We start from the raw sequence: 18,057 nt of genomic DNA on the forward strand, positions 1-18,057 counted from the left end.
TTTCGTCAATCACATTTAGGCCGGCGCGTCGCCGTAAATCTGCAGGACAGCCAGCGCTATCGCATTGTTCAGGATGTGCGCCGCGATCGGTGCCCACAGGGTGCCGGTCCGGCGGTATACCCAAGCGAAGATCGCCCCCATCCCGGCGTACACCAGGATCAGGAACAAGGTGCTGTCCGCAGGCTTGCCGTTGAGCCCGGGAAGCTCATGGACCAGCGCGAAGACCACGCTGCTGAGCACCAAGCCCAGCACCGGCCACCCGGCCCGCCACAGGCGCCCGAACAGGACGCGCCGGAACAGGAGCTCCTCGTACAGCGGCGCCAGCACCACCGCGAACAGCGTCAGGAACACCGGGAAGCGGGCGAATCCTTCCCGGATCAGATCCAGGTTGCTGGGTTGGAGATCCAGCCCGAGCGCGCGCCCACCGGCGCTCATCAGCGAACTGAAAAGAAACGTCACGCCTCCCGCCGCCAACGCCCAGCCCCAGGTGCTTGGCTTGCCCAGTCGCCGGGTGGACTCACGTCGTTCTGCGGCGGTGGCGCGGCGACGCCAGACGTACAGGAGGAGCGCCGTTCCGCCCGTGCTGACCAGCGTCGTAACGATGAGGAAGAGAACCGGCGGCGTGCCGATCTGTGCCTGCAAGGCGTGCGCATCCGGTGCACCGCCGTGCTGTTGCGCAAGCTGGATGCCCCGCCACACGGCCCATCCGAACAGGCCGAGCATCAATGTCGAAAATGACAGCGTCGCAGCGAGCGCCACATCGACCGCGAAGGCCGGCAGCACGCGGCGCAACGGCAGCGCGGCCGACGCAGGATCCGTCGCCTCGGACGAGAGATGCGGCTGGCTCATGCGCGCAGCGTCAGACGTCGAGGTTGGACACCTTCAGCGCATTGTCCTCGATGAACTCGCGACGCGGCTCCACCACGTCACCCATCAACGTGCTGAAGATCTGGTCCGCGGCGACCGCGTCTTCGATCCGTACCTGCAGCAGGCGGCGCGTGTCCGGATTGACCGTGGTGTCCCACAGCTGTTCGGGATTCATTTCGCCCAGGCCCTTGAAGCGCTGGATGCTGCGGCCCTTCTTGGCTTCTTCCAGCAACCAGGCCTGCGCCTCGGCGAAGGTCGCCACCGGCTGCGCCTTGTTGCCACGGATGACCTGCGCGCCCTCGCGCACCAGGCCATGCAACAGCGCGGCGGCCTCCCGCAGCGGACGCAGTTCGCCGGTCTCGAAGGCCGACAGCGACAGCACCTGCACGAGTTCCTCGCCCATGTGCCGGCGCGTGGACAGCAACGCCGCCGGGCGCTGTTCGGTCGCCGTCTGCAACGTCAGCGCATAACGCGCACTGCCGATGCTGCCGCGGTTGAGTTTGGCTTCCAGCGCGGCAAGTTCATGGCGCTCGTCGATGTTCTGCTGCAGGTGTTCCGCATCCAGCGGGGTGAAATCGATCAGCGACTCCAGCAGCACCGGATCGTAGCGGTGGGCGTTGCGGGCGATCGCATCGCGCGCACCGGAGAACACCAGCAGCAGCTTCTCGAGCGCTTCGCCGGAAATCGGCGGCTCGCCTTCGGCGGGAATCAGCGACGCGCCTTCCACGGCGTTGTTGGCCAGGTAGACGTTGAGCGCCGCGTCGTCCTTCAGGTACAGCTCCTGCTTGCCCTGCTTGAGCTTGTACAGCGGCGGCAGCCCGATGTAGACGTGGCCGCGCTCGATCAGCTCCGGCATCTGCCGGTAGAAGAACGTCAGCAGCAGCGTGCGGATGTGCGAGCCGTCCACGTCGGCGTCGGTCATGATGATGATGCGGTGGTAGCGCAGCTTGTCCGGGTTGTATTCGTCCTTGCCGATGCCGGTGCCGAGCGCAGTGATGAGCGTGCCGACTTCCGCCGAGGCGAGCATGCGGTCGAAGCGCGCGCGTTCCACGTTGAGGATTTTTCCCCTCAGCGGCAGCACCGCCTGGTTCTTGCGGTTGCGGCCCTGCTTGGCGGAACCGCCTGCCGAATCGCCCTCGACGATGAAGAGTTCGGACAACGCAGGATCCTTCTCCTGGCAGTCGGCGAGCTTGCCGGGCAGGCCGGCGATATCCAGCGCGCCCTTGCGGCGGGTCAGGTCGCGGGCCTTGCGGGCGGCCTCGCGGGCGCGGGCGGCGTCGACGATCTTGCCGGCGATGGCACGGGCTTCATGGGGGTGTTCCTGCAGGAACTCCTCCAAACGTGCACCGAACGTGCTCTCAACGACCGGCCTGACGTCGGAACTGACCAGTTTTTCCTTGGTCTGCGACGAAAAGCTCGGGTCCGGCACCTTGACCGACAGCACGGCGATCATGCCTTCGCGCATGTCGTCGCCGGACAGGTTGACCTTGGCCTGCTTGGCGATGCCGTTCTGTTCGATGTAGTTGGTCAGCGTGCGCGTCAGCGCCGCGCGGAAACCGATCAGGTGGGTACCGCCATCCTTCTGCGGGATGTTGTTGGTGAAGCAGAACATCGTTTCCTGGTACGCGTCGGTCCACTGCAGGGCGACTTCGACCGTGATGCCGTTCTGCTCGCCACTGACTGCGATCACGTGCGGATGCAGCGGCGTCTTCAGGTGCGCCAGATGCTCCACGAAGCTGCGGATGCCGCCTTCGTAGTGGAAGTCGTCGTGGCGCCCTTCGCCGCGCTCGTCGACCAGCACGATCTTGACGCCGGAGTTGAGGAACGAGAGTTCACGCAGGCGACGGGCCAGGATGTCGTAGTGGAACTCCACATTGCCGTGGAAGGCGGTCACCGACGGCCAGAAGCGCAGCGTGGTGCCTCGCCTGGTGGTGCTTTCGACCTGCGCCAGGGGGCTCAGGGCGGCGCCGTTGCTGTATTCCTGACGGTAGTGGGACCCGCCCTGGAAGATGTCCAGCTGCAGCTTCTCCGACAGCGCGTTGACCACGCTGACGCCGACGCCGTGGAGACCGCCGGAGACCTTGTAGCTGTTGTCGTCGAACTTGCCGCCGGCATGAAGCACGGTCATCACGACTTCGGCCGCCGATACCTCACGTCCCAGCTTGGCGCTCATCTGCGCATGCTTGCCGACCGGAATGCCGCGCCCGTTGTCGGAGACCGACACCGAGCCATCGGCATGGATCGTGACGGCGACATGGTCGGCGTGGCCGGCCAGCGCCTCGTCGATGGAGTTGTCGACGACTTCGAACACCATGTGGTGCAGGCCCGTGCCGTCATGCACGTCGCCGATGTACATGCCGGGGCGCTTGCGGACCGCTTCCAGACCTTCCAGTGCGGTGATGCTGTTGGCGTCGTACGTGTTGCCGTTCGGTGCAGAAGAGGTCGTTTCGTCGGTCATTCGCTTCGTGTCGGCTGCAAGGCCGGCGCCGCGCCACCGGGTCGGTGGGCGCCATGCGCGGGTCAGGGGATCAGAGCGGAATTATAGCACCGGTGCGCACTTAGCCCCGGCTCAGGGCATCGGCGCGGCGTGGACGGCACCGTGTTCCACGTGGAACCGGGTAGCTGGATGGACGCCTTCCATCAGGCCCAGGGGAAGTTCCGTGCCCGTGATGAAGACCTGCGCGCCACTGGCGAGCAGGCGGTCCAGTAGGCGTCGCTGATGGTGACGGTCCAGTTCCGACGCCAGATCGTCCAGGGCCACGACCGGCCATTCGCCGCGCCGACGGGCGAAGTCCTGCGCCTGCGCCAGCAGGCAGGACAGGGCCGTGAGTTTGGCCTGCCCCCTGGAGAGCGCTTCCCGGTCGGGGAAGCGGCCGTAGTCGATCCGCCAGTCCGCACGGTGCGGACCCACGGTGGTGTAGCCGGCCGCGCGGTCCCGCTCGCGAGCAAGCAACAGCGCATCGCCCAGCGGCAGCTCCTGTCGGCGCCAACCGGGCTGGAAACACAGGGTCGCGGCGCCCAGCGACGGGGCCAACTCACCCACGACCTCTGCCAGATCCTGCTGGAGGGCATCGAGGTACCGTTGGCGGTGATCGGTGAGGGGTTCTCCCGCCTCCGCCAGCTCGTGGTCCCAGGCATCCAGCTGCGCTCCGCCCACGCCTGCTTTCAGCAGGGCGTTGCGTTGCTTGAGTGCGCGGGCGTAGCGACGCCAGAGTGACAGGAATCCGGCTTCGCGTCCCTGTTCCACGTGGAACAGACCCCAGTCCATGAACCGGCGGCGCGGCTCGCCACCACCGGTGACCAGGGCGTGGCTGCCTGGCTCGAAGCTGACCACGGCGAGCGCGGCACAGAGATCCCCCAACTGGGCGACATTCTCACCGTCCAGCCGACCGGCCCAGGTCTGTCCGGTATGGCGGAGTCCCGCGCGGCGCGTGCGGGACTGGGCTGTTTCGCGCCATTCGACGAACACCTCCACCGCATCGGAACGGGTCCGCACCAGGCCATCCCGCACCCGCCCCCGGAAACTGCGGCCGTATGCCATCAGGTGCAGCGCCTCCAGCAGGCTGGTCTTGCCGGCACCGTTGTCGCCCGTGATCAGGTTGAGGCCGGGCTCCGGGGCCAGCGTCACCTGTTCGAAGCCCCTGAGGCCGCGGGCCTCGAGTCGGGTTACCTGCACTGCTGCTCCCGGGCCTCGAGGATGATCGGGCGGTCCGCGACTGGACGCCGACAACGAACCGATCGTGAGAAAAGGGGAGGCATGACGCGATTGTAGCGTGCAGGATCGGCGGTCCCGCGCCCGCTCCCCGGCGTCAAGCGTGCGATGGCGGGGCTGCTCCGATGAGATTGGCTCCCAAACGACATCGCCCGGCACGGGGCCGGGCGATGTCAGTGTTCCACGTGGAACCGAAACGTCAGAGACGCAGCGGCATCACCACGTGGCGGGACTTCTCGCTGCTGGCCTCGCGGACCAGGGCGGACGAATTGGCGTCACGCAGCTGCAGGACGATGTGCTCATCGCGCAAGGCGGACAATGCATCCAGCAGGTAATTGACGTTGAAGCCGATCGCCAGACCGTCGACCTTGGTATCGGCCTCGATCTCCTCCTGGGCCTCTTCCTGCTCGGGGTTGTGGGCGCTGATCTTCAGCTGGCCCGGCGACACCTCGACGCGGACGCCGCGGTACTTCTCGTTCGACAGGATCGCGGCACGCTGCAGGGCGGCACGCAGCACCTCGCGATCCAGCTGGACCTCGCGATCGGCGCCGATGGGAATCACCGCGGCGTAATCCGGGAAGCGGCCATCGATCAGCTTGGACGTGAAGGTCACATCGTCGCGCTTCACCCGGATGTGGCTGCGGCCGACTTCCAGTTCCAGCGTGCGATCGCCGCCTTCCAGCAGGCGCTGCAGTTCGGTCACGCCCTTGCGCGGCACGATGATCTGGCGCTTGCCGACCGGTGCGCCTTCCAGCTGCGACTCGCACATGGCCAGGCGATGGCCGTCGGTCGCCACGCAGCGCAGGGTCCGCTCGCTCAGGTCGAACAGCAGGCCGTTGAGGTAGTAGCGCACGTCCTGCTGGGCCATGGCGAACGAAGTCCGTTCGATCAGCTCCTTCAGCGTGGCCTCCGGCACTTCGATCCGCTCGGTGGCCTCGACCTCGTCCACCGACGGGAAGTCGTTGGCGGGCAGGGTGGCGAGGGTGAAGCGGCTGCGCCCGGCCTGCACCGTGACCTTGTCGCCGGTCTGGCTGACGGTGACCTTGCTGCCGTCGGGCAGGGCGCGAATGATGTCGAACAGCTTGCGGGCCGGAATCGTGGTTTCGCCGTCCTGCGCGTCGTCGACCGCGCTGCGGGAAATCATCTCGACTTCCAGGTCCGTGCCGGTCAACGACAGTTGCCCGTTCTGCACCTGAACCAGGAAATTCGCCAGGACCGGCAACGTCTGCCGGCGTTCGACCACATTGACCACCTGGGCCAAGGGCTTGAGGAATGCTTCGCGCTGCAGACTGAAACGCATGAGTGTTGGAGCCCCTTCGCTTTGGATTTTCAAGACTAAAAGCTTAAAAGCTGGTGGTGGTGGTACGCACGAAAAGCCGGGAAAAGCCACCTAACCATTTGAATCTGTTGTTTTTTCTGGCTTTCCAACCCGGTGGACAGGGTCGGTTGGAGCTGTGCCGGAACCTGTGGACAACTTTCAGGCTCCAAAACGCGCACATCTTATCCACAGATCGTGCGCCCGGTTGCCCACGACGTTATGCGTTGCCCTTCCCCAACCGCCTGTCTACAGTGCGCACCGGGCTGGGCAGCGCGGTCCCGCTGGCGACATGAGAGGGCGCCGCGATCACGCGCTAACCCCTTGAACGCTGCAAACGAGCCCCGCAAAAACGGGCGCCGACAACCCGCCCGGACCGCACGATTACCTGATCCTGATTTCCAGCGTGAAGCACCGTCCCGTGACTCGCGGATAGCGTGGCCCCACACGGCCCGTCGGCTTATTCGCTGAGTTTCCGGATCAGCTTGTCCCAGTCCTCGCGCAGCTTGCCATCCGCTTCCATCAGGGTGCGGATCTGTCGACAGGCGTGCAGCACGGTCGTGTGGTCGCGACCGGCGAACGCGTCGCCGATTTCCGGCAGGCTGTGTTCGGTCAGTTCCTTGGCCAAGGCCATCGCCACCTGTCGCGGGCGCGCGAGCGAGCGCGTGCGTCGCTTGGACAGCAGGTCCTTGATTTGCAGACCGTAGTAGTCTGCCACGGTCTTCTGGATATTGGGGATGCTGATGGCCTGCTGCTGCGCGCGCAGCAGGTCGCGCAGGGTTTCCTGCGCGAACTCGGTGGTGATGGCGCGGCCGGTGAAGTTGGCGCGAGCGGCCAGCGTGTTGAGCGCGCCTTCCAGGTCGCGCACGTTGCTGCGCATCTTCTTGGCCAGCAGGAAGGCCACGTCGTCGGGGATCTGCGCGCCACGCTCGTGCGCCTTGGCCAATACGATGGCGGCGCGGGTCTCGAAATCCGGCGGGTCGATGGCCACGCTCAGGCCCCAGGCCAGCCGCGACTTCAGGCGCGGTTCCAGGCCTTCCACTTCGCGCGGATAGCGGTCGCAGGTCAGGATGATCTGCTGGCGTCCGTCGAACAGCGCATTGAAGGTGTGGAAGAACTCTTCCTGCGTGCGGTCCTTGCCGGCGAAGAACTGGATGTCGTCGATCAGCAGCGCGTCGACCTGCTGGAAGCGGCGCTTGAACTGGTCCATCGACTTTTCGATCAGCGCCTTGGTCATGGCGCTGAAGAACTGCTCGCTGCGCAGGTACAGCACGCGCGCGTTCGGATTCTGCCGGCGCATCTCGTTGCCGGCGGCGAACATCAGGTGGGTCTTGCCCAGGCCCGTGCCGCCGTACAGCAGCAGCGGGTTGTGCGCACGGTCGCCGGGCTTCTGTGCGGCCTGCCAGGCGGCGGCGCGACCGAGCTGGTTGCTGCGTCCTTCGACGAAGTTGTCGAAGGTGTAGTGCAGGTCCATGTTGCCGGCGAACGGTTCCGCCGGCGCGGCCGCCTGGAGGCCGCCGGGCGAGGACGCGGCGGGCGCCTCCGCCACGCGGCTGCGCGAACCGATTTCCAGCGACACGTCGTCATGGCCGGCGAAGTAGTCCAGCAGCTCGCGGATGCGACCGAGATAGCGTTCGCGCACCTGTTCCACGATGAAGGCGTTGGGTGCGTACAGGACCATGGCGTTGCTGCGCTGCTCGGCCTGCAGGGGCTTCAGCCAGGTGTGGACATCCTCGGCCGGCAGTTCGGCTTCCAGGCGTTCGAGGCAACGGGGCCAGGCATCCATCAGGTGCAACAACTCGCGAGTAGGGGGCGGAATACGCCTTCCCGCGTTGCCGGGGGCAGCGCGGGGCGGAATCCATGGGGTCGGCCAGACTACCACCGGCACCGGGACCCGCCAACGCTCCTGTGCATAACATGTGGATGAAAGGACGAACGGCCGCAGGCACGGAGGCGCGGGGCCGGGAGCACATCGAAAGCACGGAGGGAGTTGACCGTAAGCCGGCGGTTACTATAGAATTTCCGGTTCTTTCCACCCGAACACGCACGAGGGCCCCATGGCCACCAAGCGCACTTACCAACCCAGCAACCTCAAGCGCAAGCGCGACCATGGCTTCCGTGCCCGCATGGCCACGGCCGATGGCCGCAAGATCCTGGCCCGTCGCCGCGCCAAGGGCCGCAAGCGCCTGACCGCCTGATGGCCTGGCCGCTCTGCGGCCATGCTTCCATGCGTTCCCTGCATCACAAGGAGCCCGCCCGTTCACGAGCGGGCTTCTTGCTGAAATGAGCACGACTTTCCCGCGCAGCGCGCGGGTACGCGCAAGCGCCGAGTATGCGCGCGTGTTTGAACAGGCCCGCCGCACCTCCGATCCGCTGATGAGCCTGCACTGGTTGCCGGGCGAAGGCGCAGCGCGCCTGGGCCTTGCCGTGTCCCGCAAGGTGGACACGCGGGCCGTGGGTCGCAACCGCATCAAGCGCCAGCTGCGCGAACACTTCCGGCGCCTGCGCGATTCGCTTCCGGGTGGCGACTATGTCGTGGTGGCGCGTCCGGCTGCGGCGAAAGCCGATCCCAACCAGCTGCGCGCGACCTTCGAGCGCGTGCTGGTGCGCGCCGGCGCATTGCCGGCACCGGCAGCGGGCGGCACAATGCCGCCGGGCTTGAATTCCCCCGCGCCGCCTCCCACTCCTTCTTCTCCGACCAAACCGGTTTCCGACGCCGGTTGAGACTGCCTGCCTGATGAACCAGACCCGTGTATTCCTGATCTTCGCCTGGCTGATGGTGGCGACCCTGCTATGGCTGGAATGGAGCAAGGACAAGGCAGCGCCTGCCGTTCCCGTTGTTGCCGCGCAGACGGCGACCGCGCCCGGCAGCACCGTGCCCACCGCGATCGCGCCGGGCGCCACGGCCTCCGGCACCGTGCCCAGCGCACCGACCGTCGCGCCCATGCCGACCGCCACCGCCAAGGGTGCGGCCGCACCGCGGGTCACGGTGCAGACCGATGTGCTGCGCCTGGTGCTGGACGGCGGCAGCGTGCTGGAAGCCGATCTGCTGCACTACCCGCAGAGCAAGACGCCGGGCAGCGGCCCGGTCCGCCTCTTCAGCCAGGAACCTCAGCACTTCTATGCCGCCGAAAGCGGTTGGGTGAGCAGCGGCTCGAAAGCCCCCGATCACCATGCCTTCGTGCCGGAGAACGGCACCGGCGCCGTCGCGCTGGCCAAGGGCGCCGACAGCGTCAGCGTGCCCTTCGTGTGGCAGGGTCCGGACGGCGTCACCATCCGTCGCACTTACACGTTCAAGCGGGCCAGCTACGAGATCGAGGTCCGCGACCAGGTCGTCAACGCCGGTGCGGGCACGTGGCAGGGCACGGTCTATCGCCAGCTGCTGCGCACGCCGCCGGTGGTCAAGAGCGGCATGACCAACCCGGAATCCTTCAGCTTCAACGGCGCCACCTGGTGGGACGGCAGCTACCAGCGTCGCAAGTTCGACGAGGACTATCTGGAAGACGGCCGCGTCAACGCGCAGGTGAAAGGCGGCTGGATCGCCATCCCGCAGCACCACTTCTTCAGCGCGTGGATCCCGCAGGCGGATGACACCACCACCATCTCGCTCGACACCCCGGATAACGGCGCGCGCGCGCTGATCCGCGAGATGGGCCCGGGCGTGAACGTCGGTCCCGGCCAGCAGGCCACCACCACCGCGCGCCTGTGGGTGGGCCCGAAGCTGGTGGACAAGATCCATGCGATCAACGCGCCGGGCATCGACCGCGTGGTCGACTACAGCCAGTTCTCGATCCTCGCGCTGCTCGGCCAGGGCCTGTTCTGGGTGTTGAACTTCCTGCACGGCTTCCTCGGCAACTGGGGCTGGTCGATCATCGGCCTGGTGATCCTGGTGAAGCTGGCGCTGTATCCGCTGTCGGCGGCGCAGTACAAGAGCTTCGCCAAGATGCGCAAGTTCCAGCCGCGCATCCAGCAGCTGAAGGAACGCTACGGCGACGACAAGCAGAAGTTCCAGGTCGCCATGATGGAGCTGTATAAGAAGGAGAAGATCAATCCGATGGGCGGCTGCCTGCCGATCCTCGTGCAGATGCCGGTGTTCCTGGCGCTGTACTGGGTGCTGGTGGAATCGGTCGAGCTGCGCCAGGCGCCGTGGTTCGCCTGGATCCAGGACCTGACCGCGCGCGATCCGTACTTCATCCTGCCGGTGCTCAACATGCTGGTGATGTGGCTGACGCAGAAGCTGACGCCGGCGCCGGGCATGGACCCGATGCAGCAGAAGATGATGCAGTTCATGCCGCTGGTGTTCGGCGTGATGATGGCGTTCTTCCCGTCGGGCCTGGTGCTGTACTGGGTCACCAACGGCGCGCTGGGTCTGCTGCAGCAGTGGTGGATGACCAAGCGCCACGGCGAATCCGCCACGCCGCCGAAGACCGCGGTCGCGAAGTAATCCGCGCCTCCCGCGAGACCACGAAGCCCGCCCTCCGGCGGGCTTCGTGTTTCCGCTACCCTGAACGCTCCTTCGCGAACCCATTTCCATGCCGCCAGCCCAGGACACCATCGTCGCCATCGCCACGGCTCCCGGCGCCGGTGGCGTCGGCATCGTGCGGCTGTCGGGACCGGCGGCGCAGACCATCGCGAAGACGATCTGCGCGCGCGCGCTGTCGCCGCGCCGCGCCCATCACGTGCGGTTCCGCGATGCCGATGGCGGCACGCTCGACGACGGTATCGCGCTGTCGTTTCCTGGCCCTGCGAGTTTCACCGGCGAAGACGTGGTGGAACTGCAGGCGCACGGCAGTCCGGTCGTCCTGCAGCAGCTGGTCGCGCGCGCCTGTGCGCTCGGCGCGCGGATGGCGCGCCCCGGCGAGTTCTCCGAGCGCGCCTTCCTCAACGCCAGGCTCGATCTCGCCCAGGCCGAAGCCATCGCCGACCTGATCGCCGCTGCCGATGCGCGTGCCGCGCGCGCGGCCCGGCGTTCGCTGGATGGCGTCTTCTCGCGGCGCGTCGACGACATCGGCCAGTCGTTGCTGGCGCTGCGCGTCCACATCGAGGCCGCGATCGACTTCGCCGACGAATCGCTCGACACGCTCGGCGGCGAACAGGTCCGCCTGCGCCTGGCCGAAGCATGGCAACAGCTGGACGCGCTGATCGTCGATGCCGAACGCGGGCGCAAGCTGCGCGACGGCGTGCATGCGGTGATCGTCGGCCCGCCGAACGCCGGCAAGAGCTCGCTGCTCAACGCGCTGGCCGGCAGCGACCGCGCCATCGTCACCGACGTGGCCGGCACCACCCGCGACACCCTGCGCGAGACCATCCGCCTCGATGGGCTCGAACTGCACCTGGTCGACACCGCCGGACTGCGCGACGGCGGCGACGCGATCGAGCGCGAAGGCATGCGCCGCGCACGTGCGGAACTCGCGCGCGCCGACGTGGCGCTTGCGGTGATCGATGCGCGCGATCCGGACGCCGGCCGTGCGGCGATCGCCGACAGCATCGACGGCGTCGCCACGGTGCTGTGGATCCACAACAAGGCCGACCTGCTGGCCAGCGTGCCGCCGGATGACGGCGATCGCGTGTTCGTATCCGCCGCGCACGGCATCGGTCTCGACCGGCTGCACGTGCGCCTGCGTGCGCTCGCCGGCGGACCGGCCAGCGATGGCGGCGATGGCGAGTTCTCGGCACGGGCGCGTCATGTGGAGGCATTGCATCGCGCGGCCGCTCACGCCGGCTCCGCGTCCGATCAGCTTCAGCACGAGCGGCTGGAACTGGCGGCGGAGGAGCTGCGGCTGGCCCACGATGCCCTGGGCGACATCACCGGCCGCCTCAGCGCCGACGACATGCTGGGGCACATCTTTTCGACGTTCTGCATCGGCAAATGACGACGCGTGGCGGTAGCCCGCCAAAAGTGTGACGAACATCAAGTGTTGCTTCCGATGCGCCGACGTACTCTGGCGTCCGGGTAGGGGTACCCGGAAGGCATCGCGCCACGCCGGCCCGTACGGGCCCGGTCGAGCGCGGGCCCGTGCCGATTCGCGACCTCCGGTCCTGCGTGCCTGCGCGCAGTGCCGGCCGTGTCGACACCATTAGAAACGTACTTGGGGGAGTTGAAACGATGTCCTTGATCCAGACCACCGGGCGCCTGCGCTACGCCGCACCGCTGCTGCTCATCGTCGCGCTGGCGGCGTGTTCCAAGCAGGACGACGCCGCCGCGCCCGCCGCGACACCGGCCGCCACGCCCGCCGCACCGCCGCCGCCGGCCGTGTCCGCCGAGGTCCAGGCGATGGATGCCGACACGCTCCGCGATGCCGCGACCAAGGCACTGCGCGAGAACCGCATCTACGCGCCCGGCGGCGACAACGCGATGGAGTACTACCTCGCACTGCGCGACAAGCTGCCGAACGACCCCGGCGTGACCAGCGCGCTGACCGACCTGATGCCGTACACCCTGATCGCCGCCGAACAGAGCATCGCGCGCGAGGAGTTCACCGAAGCCCAGCGCCTGACCGCGATCATCGAGAAGGCGGATCCGAAGGCGCCCGCGCTGCCGCGCCTGCAGCAGAACATCGCCGCCGCGCAGCAGGCCGTCGCCCAGCGCGCCGTCACCGACGAGGCCGCCAAGACCAAGGCCGAAGAGGACGCCCGCCTCAGGGAACAGCAGCGCCTGGCCCAGCAGGCGGAACAGCAGCGCGCCGCCGAGGCCGCCGCCGCGCAGCAGCTCGCGCAGCAGCAGGAAGCCGCGCGTGCGGAAGCGGCCCGGCAGGAAAGCGAGCGTCAGGCGGCCGCCCAGCGCGAGGCGGCCAACCGCCAGGCCGCCGCGGCCCGTGCCGCCGCGCCTGCCGCCGCTCCGGCGCAGTCGCTGCGCGCGGTCAGCACGCCGGCACCGCGTTATCCGCCGGAAGCCCTGCGTTCGGGCACCAGCGGCGAAGTGCTGGTGGAGATCACCGTCGGCACCGACGGCTCGGTGACCAATGCGCGCGTGGTGCGTGCCACGCCGGCGCGCGTATTCGACCGCGAGGCGCTCAACGCCGTGCGCCGCTGGCGCTTCGAGCCGGTCGATGCACCGGTCACCACGCGCCGCACGATCGGTTTCAGCCCGGGCTGACCGCCGCTCCCTCCGCGTGAGACGAAACGCCGGCCCCGTGCCGGCGTTTTCGTTTGCGCGTCGGTCTCGCTCAACCGAAGTGGGTCGGCGCTCGAGCGAAGTCGGGACGCCGCCTTCTGTGCCGCCGCGTTCCACCAGGCCTTGGCTGGGCATGGGTGCGGGCTACGACGTCGACCACCACAACGCGCTGGGCCTGAACTACGACGACAACACGGGCGACCTGTTCAATGCCGATGTTACCGCGCAGACGCTGACGTCTCGGCGACGAGTACCGCTTCTGAGCTCGAAGAAAAAACGGCCACCCCGAGGTGGCCGTTCTCGTGCCGGCGTATCGATCGTGTCAGCCGGCGATGGCCAGCTTCTCCTGGTGGTAGCGGCGCACGGCCGCGTACCACAGCAGCGCCGCCACGCCGAACGCTGCGGCGATGTAGATGCCCCACGTCTGCGGGCCGATGTACTCGTTGCGGATCACTTTCAGCAGCAGCTGGTTCTGCGCAAGGAACGGCACGGCGAACTGCCACGGCTGGCTCTTCAGCGGGTTGGCCATCAGCGCGAAGGTCGGGATCATCGGCAGCAGCATCAGCCACGTCATGTGGCTCTGTGCTTCCTTCATGCTCTTGGCCGAAGCCGCGAGGTAGGTCAGCAGCGAGGTGCCGATGAACAGCATCGGCAGCAGGATCAGCAGCATCTTGCCCATCGACAGGAACGACACGTTCAACTGCCGTCCCAGCGTGCCGGCGAACTGCGCGCTGAACTTGAACGCCAGCAGCGTGAGCAGCAGCGTGGTCAGGCCGATCACGCAGGCCGCGGCGATCTTGCCGCTGACCACCGCGCTGCGCGGCGCCGGAGTGGCCAGCAGCGGTTCCAGCGATTGCCGTTCGCGCTCGCCGGCGGTGGCATCGAGGATCAGGTAGGCACCGCCGATGAACGAGGTGAGGATCAGCAGGTACGGCAGCAGCACCGACAGCAGCATGCCCTGCTTGGCTTCAGGCGTAGCCAGGTCCTGCATGCCGACGCTGACCGGCCGCGCGACCGAGGCATCCACGCCACGTGCGAGCAGGCGCAGCGCGCCGACCTGCTGGCTGTACGCGGAGAGTGCGGCATTGACGCGCTGGGTCGGAATGTCCGCATCGCGGCGCGTGCTGTCGCGGATGATCTCCACCAGCGCCGGCCGGCCGTTGCGCCAGTCGTCCGCGTAGTCGGGGCTGATGCGCAGCGCGACATCGATCTCCTGCGTGCGGATCGCCGTATCCAGGTTGTCCGGTGCCTTGCCGGCGGTGATGCCGTTGGTGGCGAGGAACTTCACCAGATTCGGCGCATGTTCGGCGCCCACCATCGGGATTTCCAGCGTCTTGTCGACCTGGGTGCGGATGCGGTTCTCGGTCAGGTAGCCCATGCCCAGCATCAGCGCGGGATACAGCAGCGGGCCGAGGAACAGGGCGAGCGCGAGCGTGCGGCGGTCGCGCGAGAGGTCACGCAGTTCCTTGCGCATCACGGTAAAGACGGTACGGAACATGTTCATGCCAGCAGGCCCTCCTCCGACCCGATCACCTTGACGAAGGCGTCCTCCAGGTTGTCCTCACCCGCCTGCGCCCGCAGTTCGTCCGCCGTGCCGGCGGCCACTACCGTGCCCTTGGCGATGATGACGATGCGGTCGCAGAGCGCGGCCACCTCCTGCATGATGTGGCTGGAGAAGATCACGCAGCGGCCCTCGTCGCGCAGCTGGCGCAGGAAGCCGCGCATCGCACGCGTCGTCATCACGTCCAGGCCGTTGGTGGGTTCGTCGAGGATGACGTTGCGCGGGTCGTGCACCAGCGCGCGCGCGATCGCGGTCTTGGTGCGCTGGCCCTGGCTGAAGCCCTCGGTCTGGCGGTCGAGGATGTCGCCCATGTCCAGCGCCTCGGACAACGCCTTCGTGCGCTCCGCGATCTGCTTCGACGACAGCCCGTGCAGCTCGCCGAAGTACGCGATGTTCTCGCGCGCGGTCAGGCGCTTGTAGACGCCGCGCGCGTCGGGCAGCACGCCCAGCGCGCGGCGCACCGCGACGGGTTCGCGCGCGGTATCCAGGCCGTCCACGCGCACTTCGCCGCGGTCGGGCGTCATCAGCGTATACAGCATGCGCATGGTGGTGGTCTTGCCGGCGCCGTTGGGGCCGAGCAGGCCGGTGATCTGGCCGTCGTGGGCGGTGAAGCTGACGCCGTCCACGGCGGTGACCGTGCCGGTCTTGGTCTTGAAGGACTTGTGCAGGTCGTTGGCGATGATCATTCGGTCATGTCCATTGAAGAGGGCGGGCGCGCGGGGGCGCGGCTCACGGCTCCCAGCCGTTGAAGCTGGTGAAGGGCGGCACGTAGTCGAGACTGTCCAGGCACGTGGCGTCCAGGTCCTTGGCGTTGGCGGTCTCCAGGAAGCGGCCCAGCAGCTTGGGCATGCAGCCGACGGCGAACGTGCCGTGGCCCTGGCCCTTCAGCGTCAGGTGGCGGGCGTTCGACAACGTGCGCAGCACCTGCTCGCCGTAGCGCGGCGGGGTGACCGGGTCCAGTTCGCCCGAGGTGATCAGCGTGGGGATGTCGGAGGTCCACGCGGTGTGGAAGTCGGCCGGCCGCTTGCCGGTGGGCCACGCCGTGCATTGCGTCTTCAGCGTATCGCCGAGCAGGCTGCCCAGCACGGTGTCGGCGTCGGCGGGATCGGCCTTCAGCAGGTCCGCGTCCTCGGCGCAGATCACCGACAGCTGCATGCCATGCATGAACTGGTCGCCGACCTGGCTTTCCAGCAGCTTCGACAGCGACATCAGCGAGCCGTAGCGGCCCTGTTGCGCTTCGTTCAATACCAGCGGCAGCAGGGCGGCGCCCTGCGGCACGTACGAATACATGCGGGTGATGCCCGCGACCGTCGCGGCGGTGACCTCGCCGGTGACCAGCTCGCCGGTCGACGGATCGCGGTACTCGGTGCTCACCGGTGCCGCGGCCAACCGCGTCATCAAGGTGCGCAACTGGCCGCGCAGGTCGTCGCCGAAACGCTGCCTGCAGGTCGGCGTGGCCTGGCAGCGCTGGAACTGCAGCGCCAGCGCCGCGTCCAGGTTGCGGGCGTGCTCGCTGCCCAGCACCAGCTCGTTCGGCACCACGCCATCGATCACCACACTGCGCGTGCGGTCGGGGTGGCGCATCGCGTACTGCTGCGCCACGCGCGTGCCGTACGAGCCGCCGACCAGGTTGATCTTCGCCGCACCCAGCGCCTTGCGCACGCTGTCCAGGTCGCGGACGGCGTCGGTGGTGGTGTAGAAGCGCGGATCGGCCTGCAGCGACGCCGCGCAGTCGCGGGCGAAGGCGGCCGCCGCCGCTTCGCTCATGTCGTCCGGATCGGTGTAGGCGTTGCGGCCCTCGCCGTCCTTGCAGGCCAGCGGATTCGACTTGCCGGTACCGCGCTGGTCGACCAGCACGATGTGCCGCGACTTGCGCACGTCGCGGAAGGCCGCATCGATGCTCGGCCAGACCTGCACGGCGGACTGCCCCGGGCCACCGGCCAGGAAAAACACCGGGTCGTCCGTCGCGGCGCCTTCGTTGGTGGCCGGCAGCCACGCGATGTTCAATGCCACCTTGCGGCCCTCCGGCTTCGCCGGATCCTCGGCCACCTCGTAGGTGGCGCATTGCGCCTCTACCGTGGTGGTCAGATGCGGTGCGGTCAGGGTGCAGGGCGTGAACGCGATGTCGCCGTAGTGGCGCACGGCCTGCTGGTCGGGGCCGGTCGCGCTGCCGCTGCAGCCGGCCAGCAGTGTGGCACCCAGGGCGAGTGCGAGTGATCGATGAAGAAGTGCCATGTATCAGTTCCGTTGGAGGCGGGTCCCAGCATGCCATGACGCTGCGGCGGGACGGATGTGACCGGAGAGCCGGCAATCAGTGCGAGGACGTGCACTGCCGCTGCAGCAAGCGGTCGATATGGTCCTCGAGTACCCGCGCACTGCCGGCGTCGTGCACACGGGGAAGCAGCGCGCGCGCCTGCGTGACCCGTTGCGGGAGGGCGGGGTCGTCCTGCAGCAGTGCCAGTTCGGCATCCAGCCACGCGCGATAGGGCGAAAGATCGAGCAGGCCGCCTTCGCACAGCGGGCGCCAGGCCGACAGCAGGGCGCCGTCGCGGGCGATGATCGCCGCGTAGCCGCCCATCTGCGTGGCAATCGCGGGTCGCTGGCCCGGAGGTGCCGCCGTCCAGTGGTGGGCCAGCCAACGTGCGTGCGCGGAAGCGGCCTCGGCATCGCCTCGATCCATCGTGTGCGACAGGCACAGCATGTGGACGGAGAACGCGAGCATCATGGGTGGAAGATCAGGCGTGGCGGCGGGCAGTGCGCTCGCGGGCCAGTCGCGCGGTCGCTGACCTGCCAGGCTCAGGCCGACGACACGCTGCAGGGCGAGATAAAGATCGGCATCGGGCGCGCGACGAGCCAGGTCCAGCAGATTGCGTCCATCCGAACGCCATCCCGCCGCGACCGTGAACGGAAACAGGTTGGCGGCGCCCAGTACCAGCGCGCCGCCGCCAACGCCCATCAACAGGCCCTCAATCCGCGGGGAGCCATCGAGCAGGGAAGCGGCGACGAGGCACACGGCGGCGGTAAGCAGGTTCGCCATCGGGCCGCCTGCCAGCATCATCGCCTGAGCACCGCGTGTCCCGCCGGTCGTGCCGTGCGGCAGCAACGCCGCAAAGCCGGCGATCCCCTGCAGTGCGCTGCCGCGATAACCGCGCCATCCGGCCAGCGTGCGCTCGTAGCGGAACGGACCGATGCCCAGCGCGATGGGCCGCATGCCCGCCATCATGCCGGCCAGCAGATGCCCGGCTTCGTGCAGCACGACGTTCGGCCACAACCCCAGCAGCAGGCCAGCGATGAGCCAGTCCAGCGCCGCGACTTGACGGCCCAGGGTGACCCCGGCGAGTGCAAGCGCGGCACCCACGATGGCGCCGACGCCCATGCCGACCAGCATCGATCCCCACCCGCGCCAGCGCGATGCCGCGGGGCCGGCGGCATCGCGCGGATACAGCGAGGCGACATCGAAGGTGTGATCCGGCATCGCGATGCGTTCC

The 18,057-nt window shown here is 68.0% G+C and carries 14 protein-coding genes; 5 read left to right on the forward strand and 9 right to left on the reverse strand.

Annotated elements, in window-relative coordinates:
• Positions 1-15: 15 nt before the first annotated feature.
• From VGN58_RS17605 to dnaA, 5 genes are all read right to left on the reverse strand, one after another.
• Positions 16-849 carry a CPBP family intramembrane glutamic endopeptidase gene (locus VGN58_RS17605; RefSeq protein ID WP_327484466.1) on the reverse strand — a complete coding sequence of 278 codons (834 nt, stop codon included), beginning with the start codon at positions 847-849 and terminating at the stop codon, positions 16-18.
• Between the two features lie 10 nt (positions 850-859).
• Positions 860-3,325: a DNA topoisomerase (ATP-hydrolyzing) subunit B gene (gene gyrB / locus VGN58_RS17610; RefSeq protein WP_327484467.1), complete on the reverse strand. Its 2,466-nt coding sequence runs from the start codon at positions 3,323-3,325 to the stop codon at positions 860-862.
• Positions 3,326-3,436: 111 nt separating this feature from the next.
• The gene (gene recF, locus VGN58_RS17615; protein WP_327484468.1) at positions 3,437-4,543 is read right to left on the reverse strand and encodes a DNA replication/repair protein RecF; all 1,107 of its coding nucleotides are present in this window, start codon (positions 4,541-4,543) and stop codon (positions 3,437-3,439) included.
• A gap of 235 nt (positions 4,544-4,778) precedes the next feature.
• Positions 4,779-5,879 carry a DNA polymerase III subunit beta gene (dnaN, locus tag VGN58_RS17620; protein WP_327484469.1) on the reverse strand — a complete coding sequence of 367 codons (1,101 nt, stop codon included), beginning with the start codon at positions 5,877-5,879 and terminating at the stop codon, positions 4,779-4,781.
• Between the two features lie 475 nt (positions 5,880-6,354).
• A complete protein-coding gene (dnaA, locus tag VGN58_RS17625; protein ID WP_327484470.1) occupies positions 6,355-7,680 on the reverse strand; it encodes a chromosomal replication initiator protein DnaA in 1,326 nt (441 codons plus the stop codon).
• A gap of 271 nt (positions 7,681-7,951) precedes the next feature.
• On the opposite strand from dnaA, the gene rpmH reads away from it, so the two are divergent.
• The 5 genes from rpmH to VGN58_RS17650 all read left to right on the forward strand — a co-directional run bounded on the left by rpmH (position 7,952) and on the right by VGN58_RS17650 (position 12,990).
• Positions 7,952-8,092 (forward strand): 50S ribosomal protein L34, encoded by a 141-nt coding sequence (gene rpmH / locus VGN58_RS17630; protein ID WP_027083663.1) that lies wholly within the window; start codon positions 7,952-7,954, stop codon positions 8,090-8,092.
• Positions 8,093-8,177: 85 nt separating this feature from the next.
• Entirely contained in the window at positions 8,178-8,618 is a 441-nt protein-coding gene (rnpA, locus tag VGN58_RS17635; RefSeq protein ID WP_327484471.1) for a ribonuclease P protein component, read from the forward strand.
• 13 nt (positions 8,619-8,631) lie between these two features.
• A complete protein-coding gene (gene yidC, locus VGN58_RS17640) occupies positions 8,632-10,338 on the forward strand; it encodes a membrane protein insertase YidC (protein ID WP_327484472.1) in 1,707 nt (568 codons plus the stop codon).
• 88 nt (positions 10,339-10,426) lie between these two features.
• On the forward strand, positions 10,427-11,767 hold the full coding sequence (gene mnmE, locus VGN58_RS17645; RefSeq protein ID WP_327484473.1) for a tRNA uridine-5-carboxymethylaminomethyl(34) synthesis GTPase MnmE: 1,341 nt from the start codon (positions 10,427-10,429) through the stop codon (positions 11,765-11,767).
• 233 nt (positions 11,768-12,000) lie between these two features.
• Positions 12,001-12,990 (forward strand): energy transducer TonB, encoded by a 990-nt coding sequence (locus VGN58_RS17650; protein ID WP_327484474.1) that lies wholly within the window; start codon positions 12,001-12,003, stop codon positions 12,988-12,990.
• 340 nt (positions 12,991-13,330) lie between these two features.
• On the opposite strand, the gene VGN58_RS17655 is transcribed toward VGN58_RS17650, so the two are convergent.
• From VGN58_RS17655 to VGN58_RS17670, 4 genes are all read right to left on the reverse strand, one after another.
• Positions 13,331-14,512, reverse strand: a complete 1,182-nt coding sequence (locus tag VGN58_RS17655) for an ABC transporter permease (protein ID WP_327484475.1) — start codon at positions 14,510-14,512, stop codon at positions 13,331-13,333.
• A complete protein-coding gene (locus VGN58_RS17660) occupies positions 14,509-15,255 on the reverse strand; it encodes an ATP-binding cassette domain-containing protein (protein ID WP_327484476.1) in 747 nt (248 codons plus the stop codon). Before VGN58_RS17660 ends, VGN58_RS17655 begins: the two co-directional genes overlap by 4 nt.
• 43 nt (positions 15,256-15,298) lie before the next feature.
• Positions 15,299-16,804 carry an alpha/beta fold hydrolase gene (locus tag VGN58_RS17665; RefSeq protein ID WP_327484477.1) on the reverse strand — a complete coding sequence of 502 codons (1,506 nt, stop codon included), beginning with the start codon at positions 16,802-16,804 and terminating at the stop codon, positions 15,299-15,301.
• A 76-nt stretch (positions 16,805-16,880) separates the two neighbouring features.
• A complete protein-coding gene (locus tag VGN58_RS17670) occupies positions 16,881-18,044 on the reverse strand; it encodes a hypothetical protein (RefSeq protein WP_327484478.1) in 1,164 nt (387 codons plus the stop codon).
• Between the last annotated feature and the right edge of the window lie 13 nt (positions 18,045-18,057).

The organism is Pseudoxanthomonas sp., from assembly GCF_035999195.1.
Classification (GTDB): domain Bacteria; phylum Pseudomonadota; class Gammaproteobacteria; order Xanthomonadales; family Xanthomonadaceae; genus Pseudoxanthomonas_A.